Origin of the sequence: Thalassotalea fonticola (assembly GCF_032911225.1) — a bacterium.
GTDB classification, from domain to species: domain Bacteria; phylum Pseudomonadota; class Gammaproteobacteria; order Enterobacterales; family Alteromonadaceae; genus Thalassotalea_A; species Thalassotalea_A fonticola.
Map to the genome: position 1 here is coordinate 4529922 of NZ_CP136600.1, position 19322 is coordinate 4549243.

A 19322-nucleotide genomic window follows, 5' to 3' on the forward strand; every position below is an offset into this window, starting at 1 on the left:
TACACATTCACCCTAGCCCTTAAAAGAGAGCTTTGTTAATCTATAGCTAACTAATTAATAAAAATTATTTTAAAGAGATTTAATTATGCCTTCATTAGATATTGTGTCTGAAGTTGATTTAGAAGAAATTCGTAACGCTACTGAAAATGCCAATCGCGAGCTCGGAACTCGTTTCGATTTTCGCGGTGTAGAAGCATCATTTGAATATAAAAACCCTGATGTGACGGTTAAAGCCGAAGGTGATTTTCAAGTTAAACAAATGCTTGATATGTTACGTGCACAATTAGCAAAACGTCAAATTGACTCCAAAGCGATGACTATTGGTGACTTCGTTCACTCAGGTAAAACATACTCGCAAAAAGTGTCATTTAAAGTTGGTGTTGAACAAGCGGTTGCTAAAAAAGTTGTTAAGCTTATTAAAGACAGTAAATTGAAAGTTCAAGCGTCTATTCAAGGCGAAAAAATTAGAGTTACCGGTAAAAAACGCGATGAACTTCAAGCTGTAATGAAACTCGTTCGAGAAGCAGAGTTAGAACAATCATTTCAGTTTAATAATTTCAAAGATTAACGCTCTAACAGTAAAACTCAACAGCAATGTTTTGTTATTGGTAACGATATAATTACAAGTTCAATAATTGAAATTATCAATCCCCTCCACAATTCATTGCTTATGCAGATAACTTTCATTATTGTTATCTATCACATATCAATAGAAAAAATATAAGAATTAATATGGCAGCAGCACGTGGTGGGTTTAGCTCACGTTTAGGGTTTATTTTAGCAGCGGCGGGTTCTGCCGTTGGTTTGGGCAATATTTGGGGATTTCCTACACAAACAGCGAGTAATGGTGGTGCAGCTTTTGTTTTAGTGTATCTCATTCTAGCTTTCAGCTTGGCTTATCCTGCATTTATGGCTGAGCTATTAATTGGCCGTTATGGTCAAGCGAATGCGGTAACTTCATTACAAAAAATGTCTAGAAAAGCATGGCAAAAAAAGTTTGCCTTTGTTGTCGGCTTTGGTGGGATTATCTGTGCAGCTTTAATATTAAGCTTTTATGGCATTATTGCCGGATGGATGATGTCATACGCAGTTGAACCAATAGCTCGGATGTTTTCCTTACAGCAAACGGCAGATTGGCTTATTACTCAAAGCAATGTGCGCAACCTATTATTTACGACGCTATTTATGTTTTTAACGGTATTTATTATCCGTAAAGGCGTAGAAGACGGTATCGAAAAATGGTCAAAAAGATTAATGCCATTGTTAATAGGTTTATTAATTATTCTCATCGTATATGTCATGACTTTAGATGGCGCCTCAGAAGGTTTGCAAGCCTACTTAAATCCAGATTTAGAGCGTGTTTTTCATCCTGATCTTTTAGTCAGTGCACTTGGCCAAGCGTTCTTCTCTCTTTCTTTAGGCACCAGTGTAATGGTGATTTATGGCTCTTACATATCTAAAAAAGAAAACTTAATTACTTTAGGCGCGCAAGTTACCTTAATTGATGTGTCAATTGCATTCCTCGCTGGCTTGTTAATTATTCCTGCTATGTACGTAGCACAGCATCAAGGCGTTGCTATATTTGCAGCTGATGGCTCCCTTATCGCTGGGCCAAGTATGGTCTTTACTGTTTTACCAGCATTATTTAATGATATGGGGTTTATGGGCTTATTTGTGGCTTTTGCATTCTTTGTATTAATGAGTGTTGCAGCACTTACTTCGTCAATTTCGATGCTAGAAGGGCCTGTTTCATATGCGGTTGAACGCCACAATATACAACGTGAAAAAGCAACGCCTTTAATCAGCGTTATAATATTCTGTATTAGTGCGATTATTATTTTTAATTTAGATTTCATGCTTGATTTTGTTGCTATGTTGGCAACGGAATACGGTCAGCCAATTATTGCTATGCTATGTTGTGTTTTTGTCGGTTGGATTTGGCATAGAACAGAAATACTCGAAGAAATAAAACAAGGTAATGAGCAAGTTGAACATACTCTATTCTGGAAGATTTGGCCTTGGTATTGCAAGTTTGTTTGTCCAGTGGCAATTGCAACTGTGTTTATTCATTCATTGTAAATTGTATTATAGATAAATTAAATCAACAGTATCAGGAAGTTTTTACCTAATTTGTATGTGATTTTAAGCACTTGATTATTTACTTAATCAAGTGCTTTTTTATTGTAGTAATTGAATTTATTGCGCTTTGTTGTTCATGGTTCACTTTTTAATATCCACAGCACGCTTTATGAGGTCCCCGATGTCGCATTAGCTCTTCGGGAATGACGGTGTATTTTTTCTATTTCTGTTGATGCCATTTTGATATAGTCAAAAGTGAGTGACTATTCTGCTTTTAGGGGGATATCCATTAGATCTTTTAATTAGAAAGAAAAAGCTATTTGAATCGAAATTTAATTTGCAGAAAAATAAATAAAAGAAGTGGCAGGGGTGGAGAGATTCGAACTCCCAACATTCGGATTTGGAATCCGACGTTCTGCCATTGGAACTACACCCCTGCAATGGCTTTGCATTATACGTATCGTTTAAACGCTGTAAAGAGAAAGTTTAATAAAAGCGGTCAACCGATTAATTATTCACCAGCTTTGAATGAAGAAGTTGAACAGGTCTAAAATAAAGGGCTTTTTAAACAGAAGTGAAGAGATATTAAACTCCCCATTAAAGTTGTAAAAAATATGTTAATAAAAATTTGAAAATAGCTTTTTTACAAACTACTATAAATGCTTAATAATAAAAATTGTCTAATTACTTAAAAGGAGTTTAAGTATGAATTTTTTTAAATTCATTTCAACCATCACTGGTTTTAAAAAGCAGCCAAGCAATAATAAAGTACAAGTCGATATTAACTATATTCAAACTCATGCCGAGCCCGGTAGTTTCTTTGGTCAAACCATGGATTCAAGCGAAACAGAATGCGAACCTGCTGAGCATAATGTAAATAATTAGTTAAAGACTTATTTACTGACATTCAATTTTCATGAAAAGCCAATGTAATAAGCAAGTGTTACACATTTTTCTTGCTATTAATGAGCCTCAGCACTAAAATTACGCGTTTTATTTTTATCTAACTAGTGCTGAATATGAAAGTTTCTGACTTTTCCTTTGAATTACCAGACGAGCTCATTGCTCGTTATCCTCAAGCTGAACGTTCAGCCAGCCGATTAATGTCGGTTGACGGCCGTACTGGCAATATAGAGCACCACAAATTTAATCAAATTATTGATAAGTTAGAGCCGGGTGATTTGTTGGTTTTCAACAACACCAGGGTTATTCCTGCTCGCGTCTATGGCGTTAAATCTACTGGTGGCAAAATTGAAGTGCTGGTCGAGAGAGTATTAGATCAACACCGTGTTTTAGCGCATGTAAAAGCAAGCAAATCGCTTAAAGTCGGTAATGAAGTATTGCTTGAAGGTAAAGTGAATGCCACCATGGTTGCTCGCCATGAAGCCTTGTTCGAGTTAGAGTTTCATGGTGAACAAACGGTATTAGAAGTGTTGGAAGATATTGGTCATATGCCATTACCTCCTTATATAGACCGTCCTGATGAAAATTCAGACCGTGAACGTTATCAAACAGTATATAATGAAAAGCCAGGTGCAGTAGCTGCACCTACTGCTGGATTGCATTTTGAACATGAATTACTTGAGAATATTAAAGCCAAAGGGGTGAACCTGGCCTTTGTTACTTTACATGTTGGCGCTGGTACTTTTCAGCCCGTAAAAGTTGATAAAATTGCCGATCATGTCATGCACTCTGAATATGTTGAAGTTAGCAGTGACGTAATGAAACAAGTGCAGGCAACCAAGGCTGCAGGAAAGAGGGTTGTTGCTGTTGGAACAACCTCTGTTCGCTCTCTAGAAAGCGCCGCCCAATATGCTCTTAAAAACGGCAAGCCACTTGGCGAATTTTATGGTGATACAGATATCTTTATTACCCCAGGCTATGAATTTCAACTGATTGATGCCTTAATTACTAATTTCCATTTGTCAGAATCAACGTTGTTAATGCTAGTGAGTTCTTTTTCTGGCTATGAGCATATGATGAATGCATATAAAGTAGCAATTATTGAAAAATATCGATTCTTCAGTTACGGCGATGCGATGTTTTTAACTAAACAATAAGCAAAATATCAATAATAAGACAATTCTTATTATTGATGCCGTAACCTCAACTACACCTGTGGCCTGTTTCGCTACATGGTAAGGAAAATAACATGAAATACGAATTAATAAATAAAGACGGTAAAGCCCGTCGTGGTCGCATCACTTTTGATCGTGGGGTTGTCGAAACGCCAGCATTTATGCCGGTTGGTACCTATGGCACGGTTAAAGGTATGAAAATGGATGAAGTTGAAGCAACTGGTGCTCACATCATCTTAGGCAATACCTTTCATTTAATGTTGCGCCCTGGTACTGAAATTATCGAAAAGCACGGTGATTTGCATGATTTTATGAATTGGCACAAACCAATTCTTACCGACTCAGGTGGTTTTCAGGTATTCAGCCTTGGAAAAATGCGTAAAATCACCGAAAAGGGAGTAGAGTTTCGCTCTCCGGTCAATGGTGAAAAAATTATGCTTACACCTGAACGTTCGATGCAAGTGCAACGGAGTTTAGGCTCAGATATTGTGATGATATTCGATGAATGTACGCCATACCCTGCAACTCATGATGAAGCTAAAACATCGATGGAGTTATCTTTGCGTTGGGCCAAACGCTCAAAAGCTGAGCATGGAGATAACCCATCAGCTTTATTTGGTATTGTGCAAGGTGGTATGTTTGAAGATCTTCGTGAAGTCTCGGCAGCTGGGCTGTTAGACATCGATTTCGATGGGTATGCTATTGGTGGTTTATCGGTTGGTGAACCAAAAGAAGAGATGATTAAAATTTTAGATCACACACCAGACTTGATCCCTGAAAATAAGCCCCGATATCTAATGGGAGTTGGCAAGCCTGAAGACTTAGTTGAAGGTGTGCGACGCGGTATTGATATGTTTGATTGTGTAATGCCAACTCGTAATGCCAGAAATGGACATTTATTTGTAACTGATGGTGTGGTAAAAATTCGTAATGCACGTCATAAAACGGATACTGGGCCATTAGATCCGCAATGTGATTGTTCTACATGTAAAAATTATTCGCGTGCTTATTTACACCACTTAGATAAATGTAATGAGATTTTAGGCTCGCAATTAAATACTTTGCATAACCTGCACTTTTATCAAAGAGTAATGCAAGGTTTGCGTGATGCGATAGAGCAAGGTAAATTAGATGAATTCGTGGAAGAATTTTATGCCATTCGTGGTTTAGAAGTTCCACCGTTAAATGCAACACAAACAACAGAAGAATAAAAACAAATATTTTTGTGATTTTTCAAATTTTTAAACTTTAATTTAGTAGTAAGAGGATTTTATGGACTTTTTAATTAGCAAAGCATACGCAGCAGATGCCCCACAACAAGGTGGCGGTTTTGAGATGTTGATCATGTTGGGTGTGTTTGGTGTGGTATTTTATTTTATGATTTATCGCCCACAAGCTAAACGTGTTAAAGAGCACAAAAGCCTAATGGAAGCGATTTCAAAAGGTGATGAAGTTTTAACTCAAGGCGGTATCGTAGGTAAAGTTACCAAAGTATCTGCTGAAAAAGATTTCATCATTGTTAGTGTTGCTGAAGGTACTGAACTAACAGTACAAAAAGGCGCAATCACTGCTGTTTTACCAAAAGGGACTATGAAGTCTCTATAAGGACTTGTTGTGTTAAACAAATATCCATTATGGAAAACATTGATGGTGGTGTTTATCGTCGCTATTGGTGCTTTATATGCTTTACCTAACTATTATGGTGAAGATCCTGCTGTACAAATTTCGGGAACGAGAGGAGTACAGGCTGATCTTTCAACGTTAGATGCGGTAAAAGATACATTGGCACAGGCAAATATCACTTATCAAAGTGTAGCGCTTACTAATGGCCAAGTATTGGTGCGATTTTCTGATTATAAAACTCAGCAAACTGCTAATGAATCGTTATCAGCCAGTTTAGGTGATACATATTCAGTTGCACTGAACTTGACTCCAGCAACACCAGAATGGCTTGCCAGTTTAGGTGGTGTACCAATGAAGCTAGGCTTAGATTTAAGTGGTGGTGTTCACTTCCTTATGGAAGTTGACATGAAAACTGCGATGGGCCGTGCACAAGAGAATATGATTGGTGATTTTCGTACTAGCCTGCGTAATGAAAAAATTCGTTATCGTAGTGTTAAAGAATCAGGCAACGGTGTAGAAGTTATCTTTCGTAAGCTTGATGATTTAGAGAATGCAGAAGATGTTTTAAAACGTACTTATGGTGATTACTTGTTTGTTGATAATGAAGATAAGTTATCTTTAAAAATCACCATGACAGATGCCAAACTAAAAGAAACTCGCGAATACGCATTACAACAAAACATTACCATTATCCGTAACCGTGTTAATGAATTAGGTGTTGCAGAGCCTCTAGTACAGCGTCAGGGCGCTAAGCACATTGTTGTTGAACTTCCTGGTGTACAAGATACTGCCCGCGCGAAAGAAATTTTAGGTGCGACCGCTACTTTACAATTTCATATGGTTGATCAAGAGCATGATCTTCGTGACGCAGTTAATGGTCGCGTACCGCCAGGTTCATTCTTAGTAAATGATCAAGACGGCCGTCCACAATTGCTGAAAAAACGTATTATGCTTCGTGGTGAACACATCATTGGCGCTGCACCTTCTCGTGATCAACAAACCAGCCGTCCGCAGGTGAGTATCGATCTTGATAGTAAAGGCGGAAGCATTTTCTCTAATGCAACTAAAGATAATATTGGTAAGCCAATGGCTACTGTATTCATCGAAAGTAAAGCAACCGGTGAGAAAAACCCTGATGGCAGCTTGAAGTTCACGCAAGTACAAGAAGTGATCAGTGTTGCTACTATCCAAGCTCGTTTGGGCAGTAAGTTTGTTATTACCGGCCAAGAATCTCCGGCAGAATCTCAGAACTTAGCATTACTACTTCGCGCCGGTGCATTAATTGCTCCTATCGCAATCGTTGAAGAGCGTACTGTAGGCCCATCACTGGGTGCTGAAAACGTCGAATTAGGTATGCAAGCAATCCTGTGGGGGTTCGCTTTAGTGCTATTATTTATGATGGTTTATTATCGTAAGTTTGGTATTGTCGCTAACCTTGCATTAGCCGCTAACTTAGTACTTATTATTGGTATTATGTCTCTAATTCCAGGTGCTACATTAACGCTTCCAGGTATGGCTGGTATTGTTCTTACTGTTGGTATGGCTGTTGATGCGAACGTACTTATATTTGAGCGTATTCGTGAAGAACTACGTGAAGGTAAAACAGTACAACAATCAATTCATCATGGTTATGACTCAGCGTTTTCAACCATTATTGATGCCAATATTACAACTTTGATCGCTGCACTTATATTATTTGCTGTTGGTACCGGCCCTATTAAAGGCTTCGCGGTAACGCTATCAATCGGTATTATTACTTCAATGTTTACCTCAATTATTGGTACCCGTGCTGTCGTTAATGCACTTTGGGGTGGCAAGAAAATTGATAAGCTTCCTATTTAGGTCAGGACGATATAATGCAAATTTTAAAAATTAAAGAAACCCTGGCTTTCATGTCGTATCGAAAGCTAGCATCTATTTTTAGTATCATTTTAGTTGTAGCTTCTCTAACGTCATTGGCTACCAATAAATTAAATTTTGGTCTTGATTTTACTGGTGGTACATTACTTGAAGTTGGTTTTGAACAACCGGCTGATTTGAGTAAAGTACGTACAGTACTTGAAGCTGGCGGCTTTGAAGATGCCGTTGTGCAATTGTTTGGTAGTTCAAATGATGTACTTATTCGTTTAGGTCAACGTGACAATGTAAAAGCCGAAATGCTTGGTAATCAAATTTTAGGAATACTGGAGCAAGGGACGGGGCAAAATATCGAAATGCGTCGTATTGAGTTTGTTGGTGCAAACGTTGGTGATGAGCTAACTGAGCAAGGCGGACTTGCAATGCTAACAGCACTTATTTGTATTTTAGTGTATGTAGCATTTCGTTTCGAATGGCGTTTCGCATTAGGCTCGGTAACGGCACTTGCTCATGATGTTATTTTAACCTTAGGCTTATTCTCAGTTTTAGGTTTAGAGTTTGATTTAACTGTATTAGCAGCAATACTAGCGGTAATAGGTTATTCACTTAACGATACTATTGTTGTTTCTGACCGTATTCGTGAAAACTTCAGAAAAGTGCGTAAAGGTACCCCTGAAGAAATCATCAATATATCTTTAACACAAACGTTAAGCCGTACGATGATCACTTCACTGACAACGTTCTTAGTATTACTTGCCTTATTCTTTAAAGGTGGGGCGTTAATTCATGGTTTTGCGACAGCATTGTTGTTTGGTATTGTTGTTGGTACATACTCATCTATATACGTGGCTTCTACAGTTGCATTGGCATTAGGTATTTCTAAAGAAGACTTAATTCCGGAAGTAATTGAAAAAGAAGGTGCTGATCAAGATGAACTTAGAATGTAAATTTGATTAAAGTATTATTTAAGAAACCAGCTACGGCTGGTTTTTTTAATTCAGGGATTAATTAACTTAGAATTGCCATGGATGGCGTTAATTCTGTTGCATATGGATGTGCTTATCCTCTCAAACCAGAGATAGTGGAAAGGGAGGATTTATGTTTAAGATTTACGAGAAACGAGAAACGAACCAAATGGTGTGACCCCGTTTAAGTGGCCATAACCGACGTACTAACGTCGTCTCGAACTTAACTCGGGATCCGATTGAGAATTTTTAAAGCAAATAAAAAAAAGTTGATACTAACTAGAGCGTCAACCTAATGTTCTAGCCCAACTTTGGAAGTGCCTTAGTAGCTAGCTCTGGCAGTGATTGAACAATATCTGTAGGAGCAAAGAATGCCGGTTGTTGTGCTTCGTTAACATCTGCTAAAGCTTGCTGGTTTACTGCATTAACCACATCGCCTATAACTAATAAGCTCGGCGGTTTAATCTCGTTATTGGCAACTATACTAGGTAAGTCACTTAACGTAGTACGCCAGACTTGTTGATCGTTTTGTGTACCTTTACGAATAATTGCAACAGGCGTTTTCGCATCTCGGCCATGAGCAATTAGCTGCTCTGAGATTGTCTCAACGCTTTTTACACCCATGTAGAACACCAGTGTTTGAGTTTTATCTGCGTAATTTTTCCAAGGTAAAGATAATTCGCCATCATGACTAAAATGACCCGTTATAAAGCTGCAACTATGAGCAACATCACGATGTGTTAATGGGATCCCTGCATATGTTGTGGCGCCTGATGCCGATGTAATTCCAGGGATCACATGACTAGCAATACCATGCTCTAGCAGGTAATTTACTTCTTCTGAACCTCGACCAAAAATGAAGCTGTCTCCACCTTTCAAACGGACAACTTTTTTACCCTTATTTGCCCATTCAACAATCGTGTCATTAATTTTATCTTGGGTGACACAATGTTTATGAATGGCTTTGCCAACATATATTCTGCGACAACTTTGGGGAGTTAACATTAAAATTTCATTACTTACCAAACGATCATAAATAACAACATCAGCATTTTGTAAAAAGCGTAATGCTTTTAATGTCAGTAACTCAGCATCACCGGGACCCGCTCCTATAAGGGCAACCTCACCAGCATTAAATTGAGATTTGTTTGTGATCTTGTTAAAAATATTCATGTTAGCCTTAGCCATTCAGTTAGCACATAGTAAATATTAAAGGTTTTCTAATAACAATAAAGTATCAAAATAAACTTATTTAGATTTAAATGTTATTAATAGTGCTTGTTGGATTGGTTTATTACCTATAATTCAATACCTAAGGTTAAAATTATCAACTTGCTAAAAAGACAAAAAACACCCACTCTAATTAATACTCAACTTAAAAAGAACAATTTAATGTCAAAAATTGATATCTATAAAAAACTTTATCTCTTGCTAGCCCTTAGCTTAGCAAGCTTTTCTTGGGCCTATGCAGAGCAAAATTTACAGACAGAGTTTAATATTCTATCCATGCAAGAACGCGCTAATGTAATAGATCGCATTTTATCTAAGCGAGTAGATCTGCTTATGCCAAAGTTGATGAAACAAGCAAATGTAGATATGTGGATTTTGATCTCCAGAGAAAATAATGAAGATCCAGTTTTGAAAACTTTTCTACCTGCGACTTGGTTGGCAGCAAGGCGTAGAACTATTTTAGTATTTAGTCTACTTGAAGATAACACTGTTAAAGCCGAAGCCATGTCACGTTATGATGTGGGTAAGGTTTTCACGAAAGCTTGGGATAAAGAATATCAACCCGATCAAATGCGCGCTTTAATTGAATTAATTAAAGCACGAAATCCCAATCGTATAGCATTAAATCAATCTGACAATTATGAAATTGCTGACGGGCTAGTGGCCACCGATAAAGAGCTTTTATTTTCTTACTTACCCAATCAGTACCGAGAAAGAGTTGTATCGGCAGAAGAGTTGGCAGTGAGCTGGCTAGAAACACGAATAAAAGAAGAAGTTGAACTGCAAAAGCACATGGTGGCGTTAACAAAAGCGATTATTAAACAAGGTTTTTCAAATGTAGTAATACGCCCTAGAAAAACAAAGATCGGTGACCTAGTGTGGTGGTTTCGAGATAAAGTGAACGAACTGGGTTTACAAACCTGGTTTCAGCCAAGTATTCGGTTACAGCGTAAATATAAAAAAATGGCCGTAAGTGAAGACCCTGAGGAGATCATTTTACCTGGCGATTTACTGCACGTTGACTTTGGTATTAGTTACTTACGCTTAAACACTGATATTCAACAGCATGCCTACGTGTTAAAGCAAGAAGAGAAACAAGCCCCAAAATTTTTAATTAACTCACTAAAGGTAGGAAATCAATTGCAAGATATTCTTACCAGTCAATTTAAAATAGGCATTAGTGGTAACGAAATCTTATCAAAAAGTCGAGAGCAGGCATTACTGAGTGGCATTAAACCTATGATTTACAGTCATCCACTTGGCTATCATGGCCATGGTGCGGGTACTACAATTGGGAAGTGGGACTCTCAGCACGGTGTTGCAGGTGAAGGAGATAGGGTACTGCACGATAATACTGCTTATGCAATTGAATTAAATGCGACTGTATACAGTGAAGAGTGGCAAAAAGATGTGATGATCATGCTTGAAGAGAATGCATTATTCAGTCAAGGGAAGGTTGAGTATTTGGCGCCAAGGCAAAAACAGCTAATTTTAATCAATTATAAATAAAAAAGCTAAACTCAAAGGGAGTTTAGCTTTTTAATTAAATTCTTTTAATTGCTTAGAAACTAAAGCTTCATTGCCGGCGTTAAGTGTGGACGTACATCCGTTAAAATTTCTTTTAACAAACGTGGGCTACCCGCAACTATATTGCCATTTTTCGAATGATTGTGGCCACCAACAAAATCGGTAACTAAACCACCAGCTTCAATAACTAGTAATTCACCCGCTGAAGTATTCCAAGGTTTTAAGCCTAGTTCAAATAAGCCATCCATACGACCAGCCGCTATATAGGCTAAATCTAATGATGGACAGCCCGCACTACGAATATCAGCGGCTTTGCTGAATAATGCTTGGTACATAGCAAAGTAAGCATCACTGCTTGCTTTTTGCTTGTAAGGAAGGGCCGTAGCTAAAATGGTACCTGCTAGTTCTTTATGAGCTTTAATACGAACGCGTGAGCTGTTTAATTGAGCTCCTTTACCACGGCTGGCAGTAAACAATTCGCCACGAATTGGATCGTATATTACAGCTTGGTCTAATTTACCTTTAACTTTAAGGGCAATTGAAACGGAAAAATGAGGAATGCCTTTGACAAAATTAGTAGTACCATCGATAGGATCGATGATCCATTGGTAGTCAGAATCTTTACCCGCTAAAACACCACATTCTTCACCAACGATAGAATGTTCAGGATACGATTTACGTAACGTATCAATAATAATTTGTTCAGCTTCCAGATCAATATTTGTAACAAAATCAAATTTACCTTTCGCTTCTACTTCTACTTTATCAGTATTTTCGAAAGCTCTAGCAACAACAGAACCGGCGGCACGCGCAGCGCGTATCGCGATATTAAGCATCGGATGCATAATTGACTACCCTAATTTTTAAAAGAACAATTTAAACCGTTGCACCCGACAGGCACAACAAAACGGCGCGCAGTATATCAAAAGCTGATAACAAAAGCGAACCTTGGCTGAAATTGTATTTGTAAGGATTATTTATAGTTCAAAAATAAATGTTTGTCAGTTAAACCCTATATAAAAAAGAGGTTACAGGCGATTAACTCAATATACAGAAAATATATTTCTAATAAATAAATGAACTAAGCTTATCTGATAAATTGATCTTTATTGTAATCAATTCATGTTATTTTAGGCTACATAATCAGTGTACATGTGTTAAAATCGCGGAAAATTATCACCGAAGAAATAAACACATGTTAGATAATGTACGTATTGTTTTAGTAAATACTTCTGATTGCCGCAATATGGGCTCGGCGGCTAGAGCCATGAAAACCATGGGCCTTAAAAATTTGGTTTTGGTTGATCCAAAAGAAATGCCAAATGGTCAAGCACAAGCATTAGCAGCAGGTGCTACCGACGTACTTGCCAATGCTAAAGTCGTTGCAACAATGAAAGAAGCCATTGAAGATTGTGGTCTTGTTGTTGGTACCAGCGCTCGCTCTCGTACGTTGCCATGGCCAATGCTAGATCCTAGAGGTTGTGGTAAACAAATGTCACAAGAGGGGAAAGAATATCCTGTAGCGTTAGTCTTTGGTCGTGAAAGTAGTGGTTTAACCAATGATGAATTACAGTTATGCCATTATCATGTCGCTATTCCTGCCAACCCGGAATACAGCTCGTTAAACTTGGCAATGGCAGTGCAAACGCTAAGCTATGAAATTAGAATGAACTTCTTAGAAGCAGAACAAGCACAGTTTGACAAACAAGAAGTTGAGTCAGATTCTAGTGATTCTGAATTACAAGAAGGTGAGAGTAAATATCAACTGGTTGAAGAAACAGAGCGATTTTATGATCATTTTGAAAGTGCCCTGCAAAAAACCGGTTTCATTCAACCTAAGCATCCGGGCATAATTATGACCAAGGTACGCCGTTTATTTAACCGTGCTCGCCCAGATGGTAAAGAATTAAAAATGCTTCGAGGCATATTGGCCTCGATTGATAAATCAGTGAAAAATAAAGATTAGTTAATGATGGATATCGTTAATTAAGTTTTCGATAAACCAAACTATTAATAGGATTTACATGTTCAGCCGAATTCGAGAAGATATTAAAAGTGTGTTTGACCGCGATCCTGCGGCGAGAACCACATTTGAAGTATTAACCAACTACCCAGGACTTCATGCTATCTGGGGACACTGTATCTCAAATTGGCTATGGCAACGAAAATTTAAGTGGTTGGCTCGAACTGTTTCTACATTATTTCGCTGGTTAACTGGTGTCGAAATTCATCCCGGTGCGACTATTGGTCGACGGTTTTTTATCGATCATGGTATGGGAATTGTCATTGGTGAAACCGCCGAAATAGGTAATGATTGTACCGTTTATCATGGTGTAACTTTAGGTGGTACCAGCTGGAGTGCAGGTAAACGTCACCCTACCTTAGAAAATAATGTAGTTATTGGCGCCGGTGCTAAAGTCTTAGGACCATTGAATGTTGGTGCAAATGCACGTATAGGATCTAATGCGGTAGTAGTCAAAGATGTGCCTGAAGGGGCAACAGTTATCGGTATTCCTGGTCGCATCGTTAGTAACTCAAAAGATCCAAGTGCCAGTGAGCGCAGTAAACTGGCTAGTAAATATGGTTTTGACGCTTATGCTGTTGCAAGTGACAATCCTGATCCTGTCGCTAAAGCAATTGGTCGAGTTCTGGATCATGTACAGCTAATGGACTCAAAATTGCAAGAAGTGACAAAAGCCGTTAACGAAGTTGGTGGTAAAGTTTGTGAAGAAGAGTTACCACCATTGCACGTTAGTGAGTTTGTTGAAGATGAAAAAGCCGCAGCGAAACGTCGTAAATCTGAAAAAGAATCCTTCGATCCTACAATTTAACCTTGCCGTTTGTATAATACCTGAGTAAAATAGTCGGATATATAGTTGACTATTTTACAAGGTTAAGTAAAATGCGCTTGTAATGCCAATGAGTCAACTCGGTATAGTTACCAAATACAGACAATTATAAGTACTAAAACGTACAATTTGGTATATAAATTAAAGGTGAAATAATGAAATTAACTTCCAAAGGACGTTATGCAGTAACGGCAATGCTTGATGTAGCGATTCACGCTGAATCTGGCCCAGTGCCTTTGGCTGACATATCTGAGCGACAAGGCATTTCATTATCATATTTAGAGCAATTATTTTCCCGTTTACGTAAACATGGTTTGGTAAGCAGCGTGCGTGGTCCTGGCGGAGGCTACCGATTAGGTCGCTGTTCAGCTCAAATCGCTGTTAGCGATGTTATTAATGCTGTTGATGAGAGCGTTGATGCAACGAAATGTGGTGGCCGAGGTGATTGTCAAGCTGGTCAAAAATGTTTAACCCATGATTTATGGAACGATTTAAGTGATCGAATAGCAGATTTTTTAAGTAACATTACCTTGAGTGAACTTGTTCACCAAGGTGATGTACAACGAGTGTCAGAGCGTCAAGATGCAGTATATGCAGCAAACAGCAGCGACAAGCCTGTAGGCACTTTGATATCAACACGAAATATTATTAGCGAGTGGTAATTAAACCACCGTTTATTGAGAGAGAAAATTCATGAAGTTACCTATTTATCTTGACTATTCTGCCACAACACCAGCTGATAAGCGTGTTGCAGAAAAGATGATGCAATACATGACCACCGACGGCTTTTTTGGCAATCCGGCGTCACGTTCACATAAATTCGGCTGGCAAGCTGAAGAAGCAGTAGATATTGCTCGTAACCAAATTGCCGATTTAATTAATGCCGACCCTCGTGAAATTGTATTTACATCAGGTGCTACTGAATCAGACAACCTTGCTATTAAAGGTGCTGCGCATTTTTATAACAAACGCGGTAAGCACATAATAACCAGTAAAACAGAACATAAAGCGGTACTAGATACTTGCCGTGAATTAGAACGTCAAGGCTATGAAGTGACGTATTTAGATCCGGAAGTTAATGGCTTAATTGATCTTAATAAATTAGCAGCGGCAATGCGTGAAGATACTGTATTAGTAAGTATCATGCACGTAAACAATGAAATTGGTGTAATTCAAGATATCAATGAAATTGGTGAACTATGTCGTTCTCGTAAAATTATTTTCCATGTAGATGCCGCACAATCGGTTGGCAAAATACCAGTAGATATGCAGCAAACTAAAGTAGATTTATTGTCTATTTCTGCTCATAAAATGTATGGCCCTAAAGGTATTGGTGCCTTATATGTTCGTCGTAAGCCTCGTATTCGCTTAGAAGCTCAAATGCACGGTGGCGGTCATGAGCGTGGTATGCGCAGTGGTACACTTGCGACACATCAAATTGTTGGCTTTGGTGAGGCTTGTCGAATTGCAAAAGAAGAAATGGCACAAGATCTAGCTCATGTTACTGCAATGCGCAACCGTTTATGGGAAGGCGTTAAAGACATGGAACAAGTATTCATTAATGGCGACTCTGATAAACGTTACCAAGGTAACTTAAACATCAGCTTCAACTTTGTTGAAGGCGAATCATTAATTATGGCATTAAAAGATTTAGCAGTTTCATCTGGCTCAGCTTGTACATCAGCTAGCTTAGAACCTTCATATGTATTACGCGCATTAGGTTTAAATGATGAAATGGCACACAGTTCAATTCGGTTCAGCTTTGGTCGTTTTACTACCATTGAAGAAGTTGATTACGCGATTGATCTTATTCAAAAATCAATTAACCACTTACGTGAGATGTCACCGCTTTGGGAAATGTTCCAAGACGGTATCGATTTAGACACAGTAGAGTGGGCAGGACACTAGGCGCATAAGGCGACTAGTGCAATTACAGAATTTAGGGGCAAATTATGGCTTATAGCGAAAAAGTAATCGATCATTATGAAAATCCACGTAACGTAGGTTCATTTGATAAAAATGATCCTAAAATAGCAACCGGTATGGTTGGCGCGCCAGCGTGTGGTGATGTAATGAAACTGCAATTAAAAATTGATGAGCAAGGTATCATTGAAGACGCTAAGTTTAAAACTTATGGTTGTGGCTCTGCCATTGCGTCTAGTTCATTAGTTACCGAGTGGGTTAAAGGCAAGTCTATTGATGAAGCGGCCGAAATTAAAAACACTGCTATTGCAGAAGAGTTAGCATTACCTCCAGTGAAAATTCATTGTTCTATTTTAGCTGAAGATGCTATTAAAGCAGCAATCGAAGATTACAAAACAAAGCAAGGCTAGGCAAAAAATATGGCAATTTCAATGACGCCAGCGGCGACTGAGCGGGTTAGATCATTTTTACAAAACCGTGGTAAAGGTCTAGGCTTACGCCTGGGTGTTAAAACAACGGGGTGTTCAGGTTTAGCCTATGTATTGGAATTTGTTGACGAGCTAAATGTTGATGATGAAGTATTTAATTTTGACGATGTCAATATTATTGTCGACGGCAAAAGCTTAGTGCATATTGACGGTACACAACTAGACTTTGTTAAAGAAGGTTTGAACGAAGGCTTCAAATTTACCAATCCAAACGCCAAAGGCGAATGTGGTTGTGGCGAAAGCTTTAACGTATAACTTATCAAACTAGCGGACAACACCTTGAACTACTATCAATTATTTGGCTTAGAGGCTAAATTTAATCTAGATTTAACCGAGCTGTCTGCAACCTATCAAGCATTACAAAAAACGGTCCACCCAGACCGTTTTGCTCATTCTTCATCGCAAGAGCAATTATTAGCTGTGCAAAAATCTGCTGAGATAAATGACGCATTTCAAACGTTGAAACAGCCAATATTGCGTGGTGAATATCTGTTAAAATTACGCGGTACAGAACTTCCTTTAGAGCAAGAATCCTTTGGTGATGTAAGCTTTTTAATGGAACAAATGGAACTGCGAGAAATGCTTGGTGATATCGCTCATGCAGGTGATGTTGATGCCGCTATTTTTTCAGCACAAGAAACATTAGACGTACAGGCTCAGTATTTATGGCAGCAAGTTGAAAGCTTGTTGGCAGTAACTAGCCAAGCTGAAAACGTAAAGGCGAGCGAATTGATACGCAAATTAAAATTCTATCAAAAACTACAAATTGAATTAGATCGTATTGAAGACGATTTATTTGACTAAGTTAAAAAATTAATCACAAAAGATATAAAAAACATGGCTTTATTACAAATTGCTGAACCCGGACAAAGTACTGTTCCACATCAACACAGATTAGCGGCAGGTATCGATTTAGGTACTACCAATTCATTAGTGGCGAGCGTGAAAAGTGGTTTAGCAGAAACGTTAGCAGATTCAGAAGGTAATGATATTTTACCTTCAATTGTTAGTTATCAAAGTGACGCGGTTTTAGTTGGTAATGCAGCTAAAGCACATTCTATAAGCGACCCTGAAAATACAGTTGTTTCAGTTAAACGTTTAATGGGCCGCTCACTCGCTGATATCAATGCTAAATATCCGGCGCTGCCTTATCAGTTTTGTGGAGAAGATTCACATCCATCGTTAAATACTCGCAGTGGACCTATGAACCCGGTACAAGTATCGGCTGAAATTTTAGCAAATCTGGTAGAACGAGCTAAGCACTCTTTAGGTGGCGAATTAGAAGGCGTTGTTATTACCGTTCCTGCATATTTTGACGATGCTCAACGTCAAAGTACCAAAGATGCGGCGACCATTGCCGGCGTTAATGTATTACGTTTATTAAATGAGCCAACCGCAGCAGCTGTAGCTTATGGTTTAGATAGTGGCCAGGAAGGTGTTATTGCTGTTTTCGATTTAGGTGGTGGTACTTTTGATATCTCTGTATTGCGCTTAGCAAAAGGTGTCTTTGAAGTATTAGCTACCGGTGGTGATTCAGCCTTAGGTGGTGATGACTTTGACTTAATCTTAGTTGAACACATTCTTGAGCAAGCGAACTTACAGCGTCCTTTATCCAGTTCAATGGAACGCCAAGTACTTCAACAAGCCTGTACTGCCAAAGAACAACTTACTGATAAAGAACAAGTTAGCATAGATTTAGCGTTAGAATCAGGCGCTGATTTTACTTGTCAGCTAACCCGCGAAACATTTAACCAATTAATTAAACCTTTAGTTACAAAAACATTACGCGCTTGTCGTCGTTCTTTAAAAGATGCCGATGTTAGTATTAGTGATGTAAATGAAGTGATTATGGTTGGTGGTTCTACTCGAGTGCCATTAGTTAGAACTGAAGTTGGTAATTACTTCAATCGTCCGCCATTAACCTCAATTGATCCTGATAAAGTAGTCGCTATTGGCGCCGCTATTCAAGCGGATGTGTTAGCCGGTAATAAACCTGACAGTGACATTTTATTGCTTGACGTTATTCCATTATCGCTAGGTTTGGAAACCATGGGCGGCTTGGTTGAAAAGGTTATTTCACGTAACACTACAATTCCTGTTGCCAAGGCACAAGAATTTACCACCTTTAAAGATGGTCAAACAGCGATGGCAATACATGTATTGCAAGGCGAACGTGAATTGGTTGAAGACTGTCGTTCACTAGCTAGGTTTGAATTAAGGGGCATTCCGGCAATGACCGCAGGTGCTGCGCATATCCGCGTAACATTTAAAGTTGATGCCGATGGATTATTAAGTGTTAGCGCCATGGAAAAATCTACTGGCGTAGAGTCTTCTATCGAAGTTAAACCATCATTTGGGCTTGATGAAAATGACATAATTACCATGTTAAAAGATTCAATGAGTAACGCTAAAGAAGATATGGATGCGCGTATGCTTAAAGAGCAGCAAGTAGAAGCGGCTCGTGTTTTTGAAAGCGTTACTGCCGCCATCGGTGAAGATGGCCAACGATTACTTACAGAGCAAGAGCTTGCGGAAATAAATTCCGCACTTTCTAATTTACTTACAATTAGTCAAACGTCAAATATTGCGGCAATAGAAGTTGCGATAGCGGCGGTTGATAAAGTTACAGCGACTTTTGCTGAGCGTCGTATGGATTCTTCCATCCGCACCGCTTTAGCAGGTCATTCGGTAGACGAGGTTTAA

19 protein-coding genes and 1 tRNA gene are annotated in these 19322 nt (G+C 38.6%); 17 read left to right on the forward strand and 3 right to left on the reverse strand.

What is annotated here, in order from left to right:
- Positions 1 to 85: 85 nt before the first annotated feature.
- Positions 86 to 568, forward strand: coding sequence for a YajQ family cyclic di-GMP-binding protein (locus tag RI844_RS18705; protein WP_348396154.1), 483 nt, complete (start codon positions 86 to 88; stop codon positions 566 to 568).
- A gap of 164 nt (positions 569 to 732) precedes the next feature.
- Positions 733 to 2079, forward strand: a complete 1347-nt coding sequence (locus tag RI844_RS18710) for a sodium-dependent transporter (protein ID WP_348396155.1) — start codon at positions 733 to 735, stop codon at positions 2077 to 2079.
- Between the two features lie 361 nt (positions 2080 to 2440).
- Here the strand turns inward: RI844_RS18710 and RI844_RS18715 are convergent.
- Positions 2441 to 2516: transfer RNA gene (locus RI844_RS18715), tRNA-Trp, on the reverse strand.
- Between the two features lie 268 nt (positions 2517 to 2784).
- On the opposite strand from RI844_RS18715, the gene RI844_RS18720 reads away from it, so the two are divergent.
- The 6 genes from RI844_RS18720 to secF all read left to right on the forward strand — a co-directional run bounded on the left by RI844_RS18720 (position 2785) and on the right by secF (position 8584).
- Positions 2785 to 2964 carry a hypothetical protein gene (locus RI844_RS18720; protein WP_348396156.1) on the forward strand — a complete coding sequence of 60 codons (180 nt, stop codon included), beginning with the start codon at positions 2785 to 2787 and terminating at the stop codon, positions 2962 to 2964.
- Positions 2965 to 3098: 134 nt separating this feature from the next.
- A complete protein-coding gene (gene queA / locus RI844_RS18725) occupies positions 3099 to 4139 on the forward strand; it encodes a tRNA preQ1(34) S-adenosylmethionine ribosyltransferase-isomerase QueA (RefSeq protein WP_348396157.1) in 1041 nt (346 codons plus the stop codon).
- A gap of 92 nt (positions 4140 to 4231) precedes the next feature.
- Positions 4232 to 5368, forward strand: a complete 1137-nt coding sequence (tgt, locus tag RI844_RS18730; RefSeq protein ID WP_348396158.1) for a tRNA guanosine(34) transglycosylase Tgt — start codon at positions 4232 to 4234, stop codon at positions 5366 to 5368.
- A 61-nt stretch (positions 5369 to 5429) separates the two neighbouring features.
- Positions 5430 to 5762, forward strand: a complete 333-nt coding sequence (yajC, locus tag RI844_RS18735; protein WP_348396159.1) for a preprotein translocase subunit YajC — start codon at positions 5430 to 5432, stop codon at positions 5760 to 5762.
- A gap of 9 nt (positions 5763 to 5771) precedes the next feature.
- On the forward strand, positions 5772 to 7622 hold the full coding sequence (gene secD / locus RI844_RS18740; RefSeq protein WP_348396160.1) for a protein translocase subunit SecD: 1851 nt from the start codon (positions 5772 to 5774) through the stop codon (positions 7620 to 7622).
- Between the two features lie 14 nt (positions 7623 to 7636).
- Positions 7637 to 8584, forward strand: coding sequence for a protein translocase subunit SecF (gene secF, locus RI844_RS18745; RefSeq protein WP_348396161.1), 948 nt, complete (start codon positions 7637 to 7639; stop codon positions 8582 to 8584).
- Positions 8585 to 8902: 318 nt separating this feature from the next.
- Here the strand turns inward: secF and cobA are convergent, their stop codons facing one another.
- Complete coding sequence (gene cobA / locus RI844_RS18750; protein ID WP_348396162.1) at positions 8903 to 9775, reverse strand: uroporphyrinogen-III C-methyltransferase; 873 nt, start codon at positions 9773 to 9775, stop codon at positions 8903 to 8905.
- A 219-nt stretch (positions 9776 to 9994) separates the two neighbouring features.
- Here cobA and RI844_RS18755 point away from each other — a divergent pair, with 219 nt between their 5' ends.
- Positions 9995 to 11341, forward strand: a complete 1347-nt coding sequence (locus tag RI844_RS18755; protein WP_348396163.1) for a M24 family metallopeptidase — start codon at positions 9995 to 9997, stop codon at positions 11339 to 11341.
- Positions 11342 to 11400: 59 nt separating this feature from the next.
- On the opposite strand, the gene suhB is transcribed toward RI844_RS18755, so the two are convergent.
- Complete coding sequence (gene suhB / locus RI844_RS18760; RefSeq protein ID WP_348396164.1) at positions 11401 to 12204, reverse strand: inositol-1-monophosphatase; 804 nt, start codon at positions 12202 to 12204, stop codon at positions 11401 to 11403.
- A gap of 350 nt (positions 12205 to 12554) precedes the next feature.
- Here suhB and trmJ point away from each other — a divergent pair, with 350 nt between their 5' ends.
- The 8 genes from trmJ (at position 12555) to hscA (ending at position 19322) form a co-directional block, all read left to right on the forward strand.
- Positions 12555 to 13325 (forward strand): tRNA (cytosine(32)/uridine(32)-2'-O)-methyltransferase TrmJ, encoded by a 771-nt coding sequence (gene trmJ, locus RI844_RS18765; protein ID WP_348396165.1) that lies wholly within the window; start codon positions 12555 to 12557, stop codon positions 13323 to 13325.
- Positions 13326 to 13383: 58 nt separating this feature from the next.
- Positions 13384 to 14190 (forward strand): serine O-acetyltransferase, encoded by an 807-nt coding sequence (cysE, locus tag RI844_RS18770; protein WP_348396166.1) that lies wholly within the window; start codon positions 13384 to 13386, stop codon positions 14188 to 14190.
- A gap of 173 nt (positions 14191 to 14363) precedes the next feature.
- Positions 14364 to 14870, forward strand: a complete 507-nt coding sequence (gene iscR / locus RI844_RS18775; protein WP_348396167.1) for a Fe-S cluster assembly transcriptional regulator IscR — start codon at positions 14364 to 14366, stop codon at positions 14868 to 14870.
- 31 nt (positions 14871 to 14901) lie between these two features.
- Positions 14902 to 16116: an IscS subfamily cysteine desulfurase gene (locus RI844_RS18780; RefSeq protein WP_348396168.1), complete on the forward strand. Its 1215-nt coding sequence runs from the start codon at positions 14902 to 14904 to the stop codon at positions 16114 to 16116.
- A gap of 44 nt (positions 16117 to 16160) precedes the next feature.
- Positions 16161 to 16541 carry a Fe-S cluster assembly scaffold IscU gene (gene iscU / locus RI844_RS18785; RefSeq protein ID WP_348396169.1) on the forward strand — a complete coding sequence of 127 codons (381 nt, stop codon included), beginning with the start codon at positions 16161 to 16163 and terminating at the stop codon, positions 16539 to 16541.
- 9 nt (positions 16542 to 16550) lie between these two features.
- Complete coding sequence (gene iscA, locus RI844_RS18790; RefSeq protein WP_348396170.1) at positions 16551 to 16874, forward strand: iron-sulfur cluster assembly protein IscA; 324 nt, start codon at positions 16551 to 16553, stop codon at positions 16872 to 16874.
- Between the two features lie 24 nt (positions 16875 to 16898).
- The gene (hscB, locus tag RI844_RS18795; protein ID WP_348396171.1) at positions 16899 to 17423 is read left to right on the forward strand and encodes a co-chaperone HscB; all 525 of its coding nucleotides are present in this window, start codon (positions 16899 to 16901) and stop codon (positions 17421 to 17423) included.
- A gap of 33 nt (positions 17424 to 17456) precedes the next feature.
- Entirely contained in the window at positions 17457 to 19322 is a 1866-nt protein-coding gene (gene hscA, locus RI844_RS18800; RefSeq protein WP_348396172.1) for a Fe-S protein assembly chaperone HscA, read from the forward strand.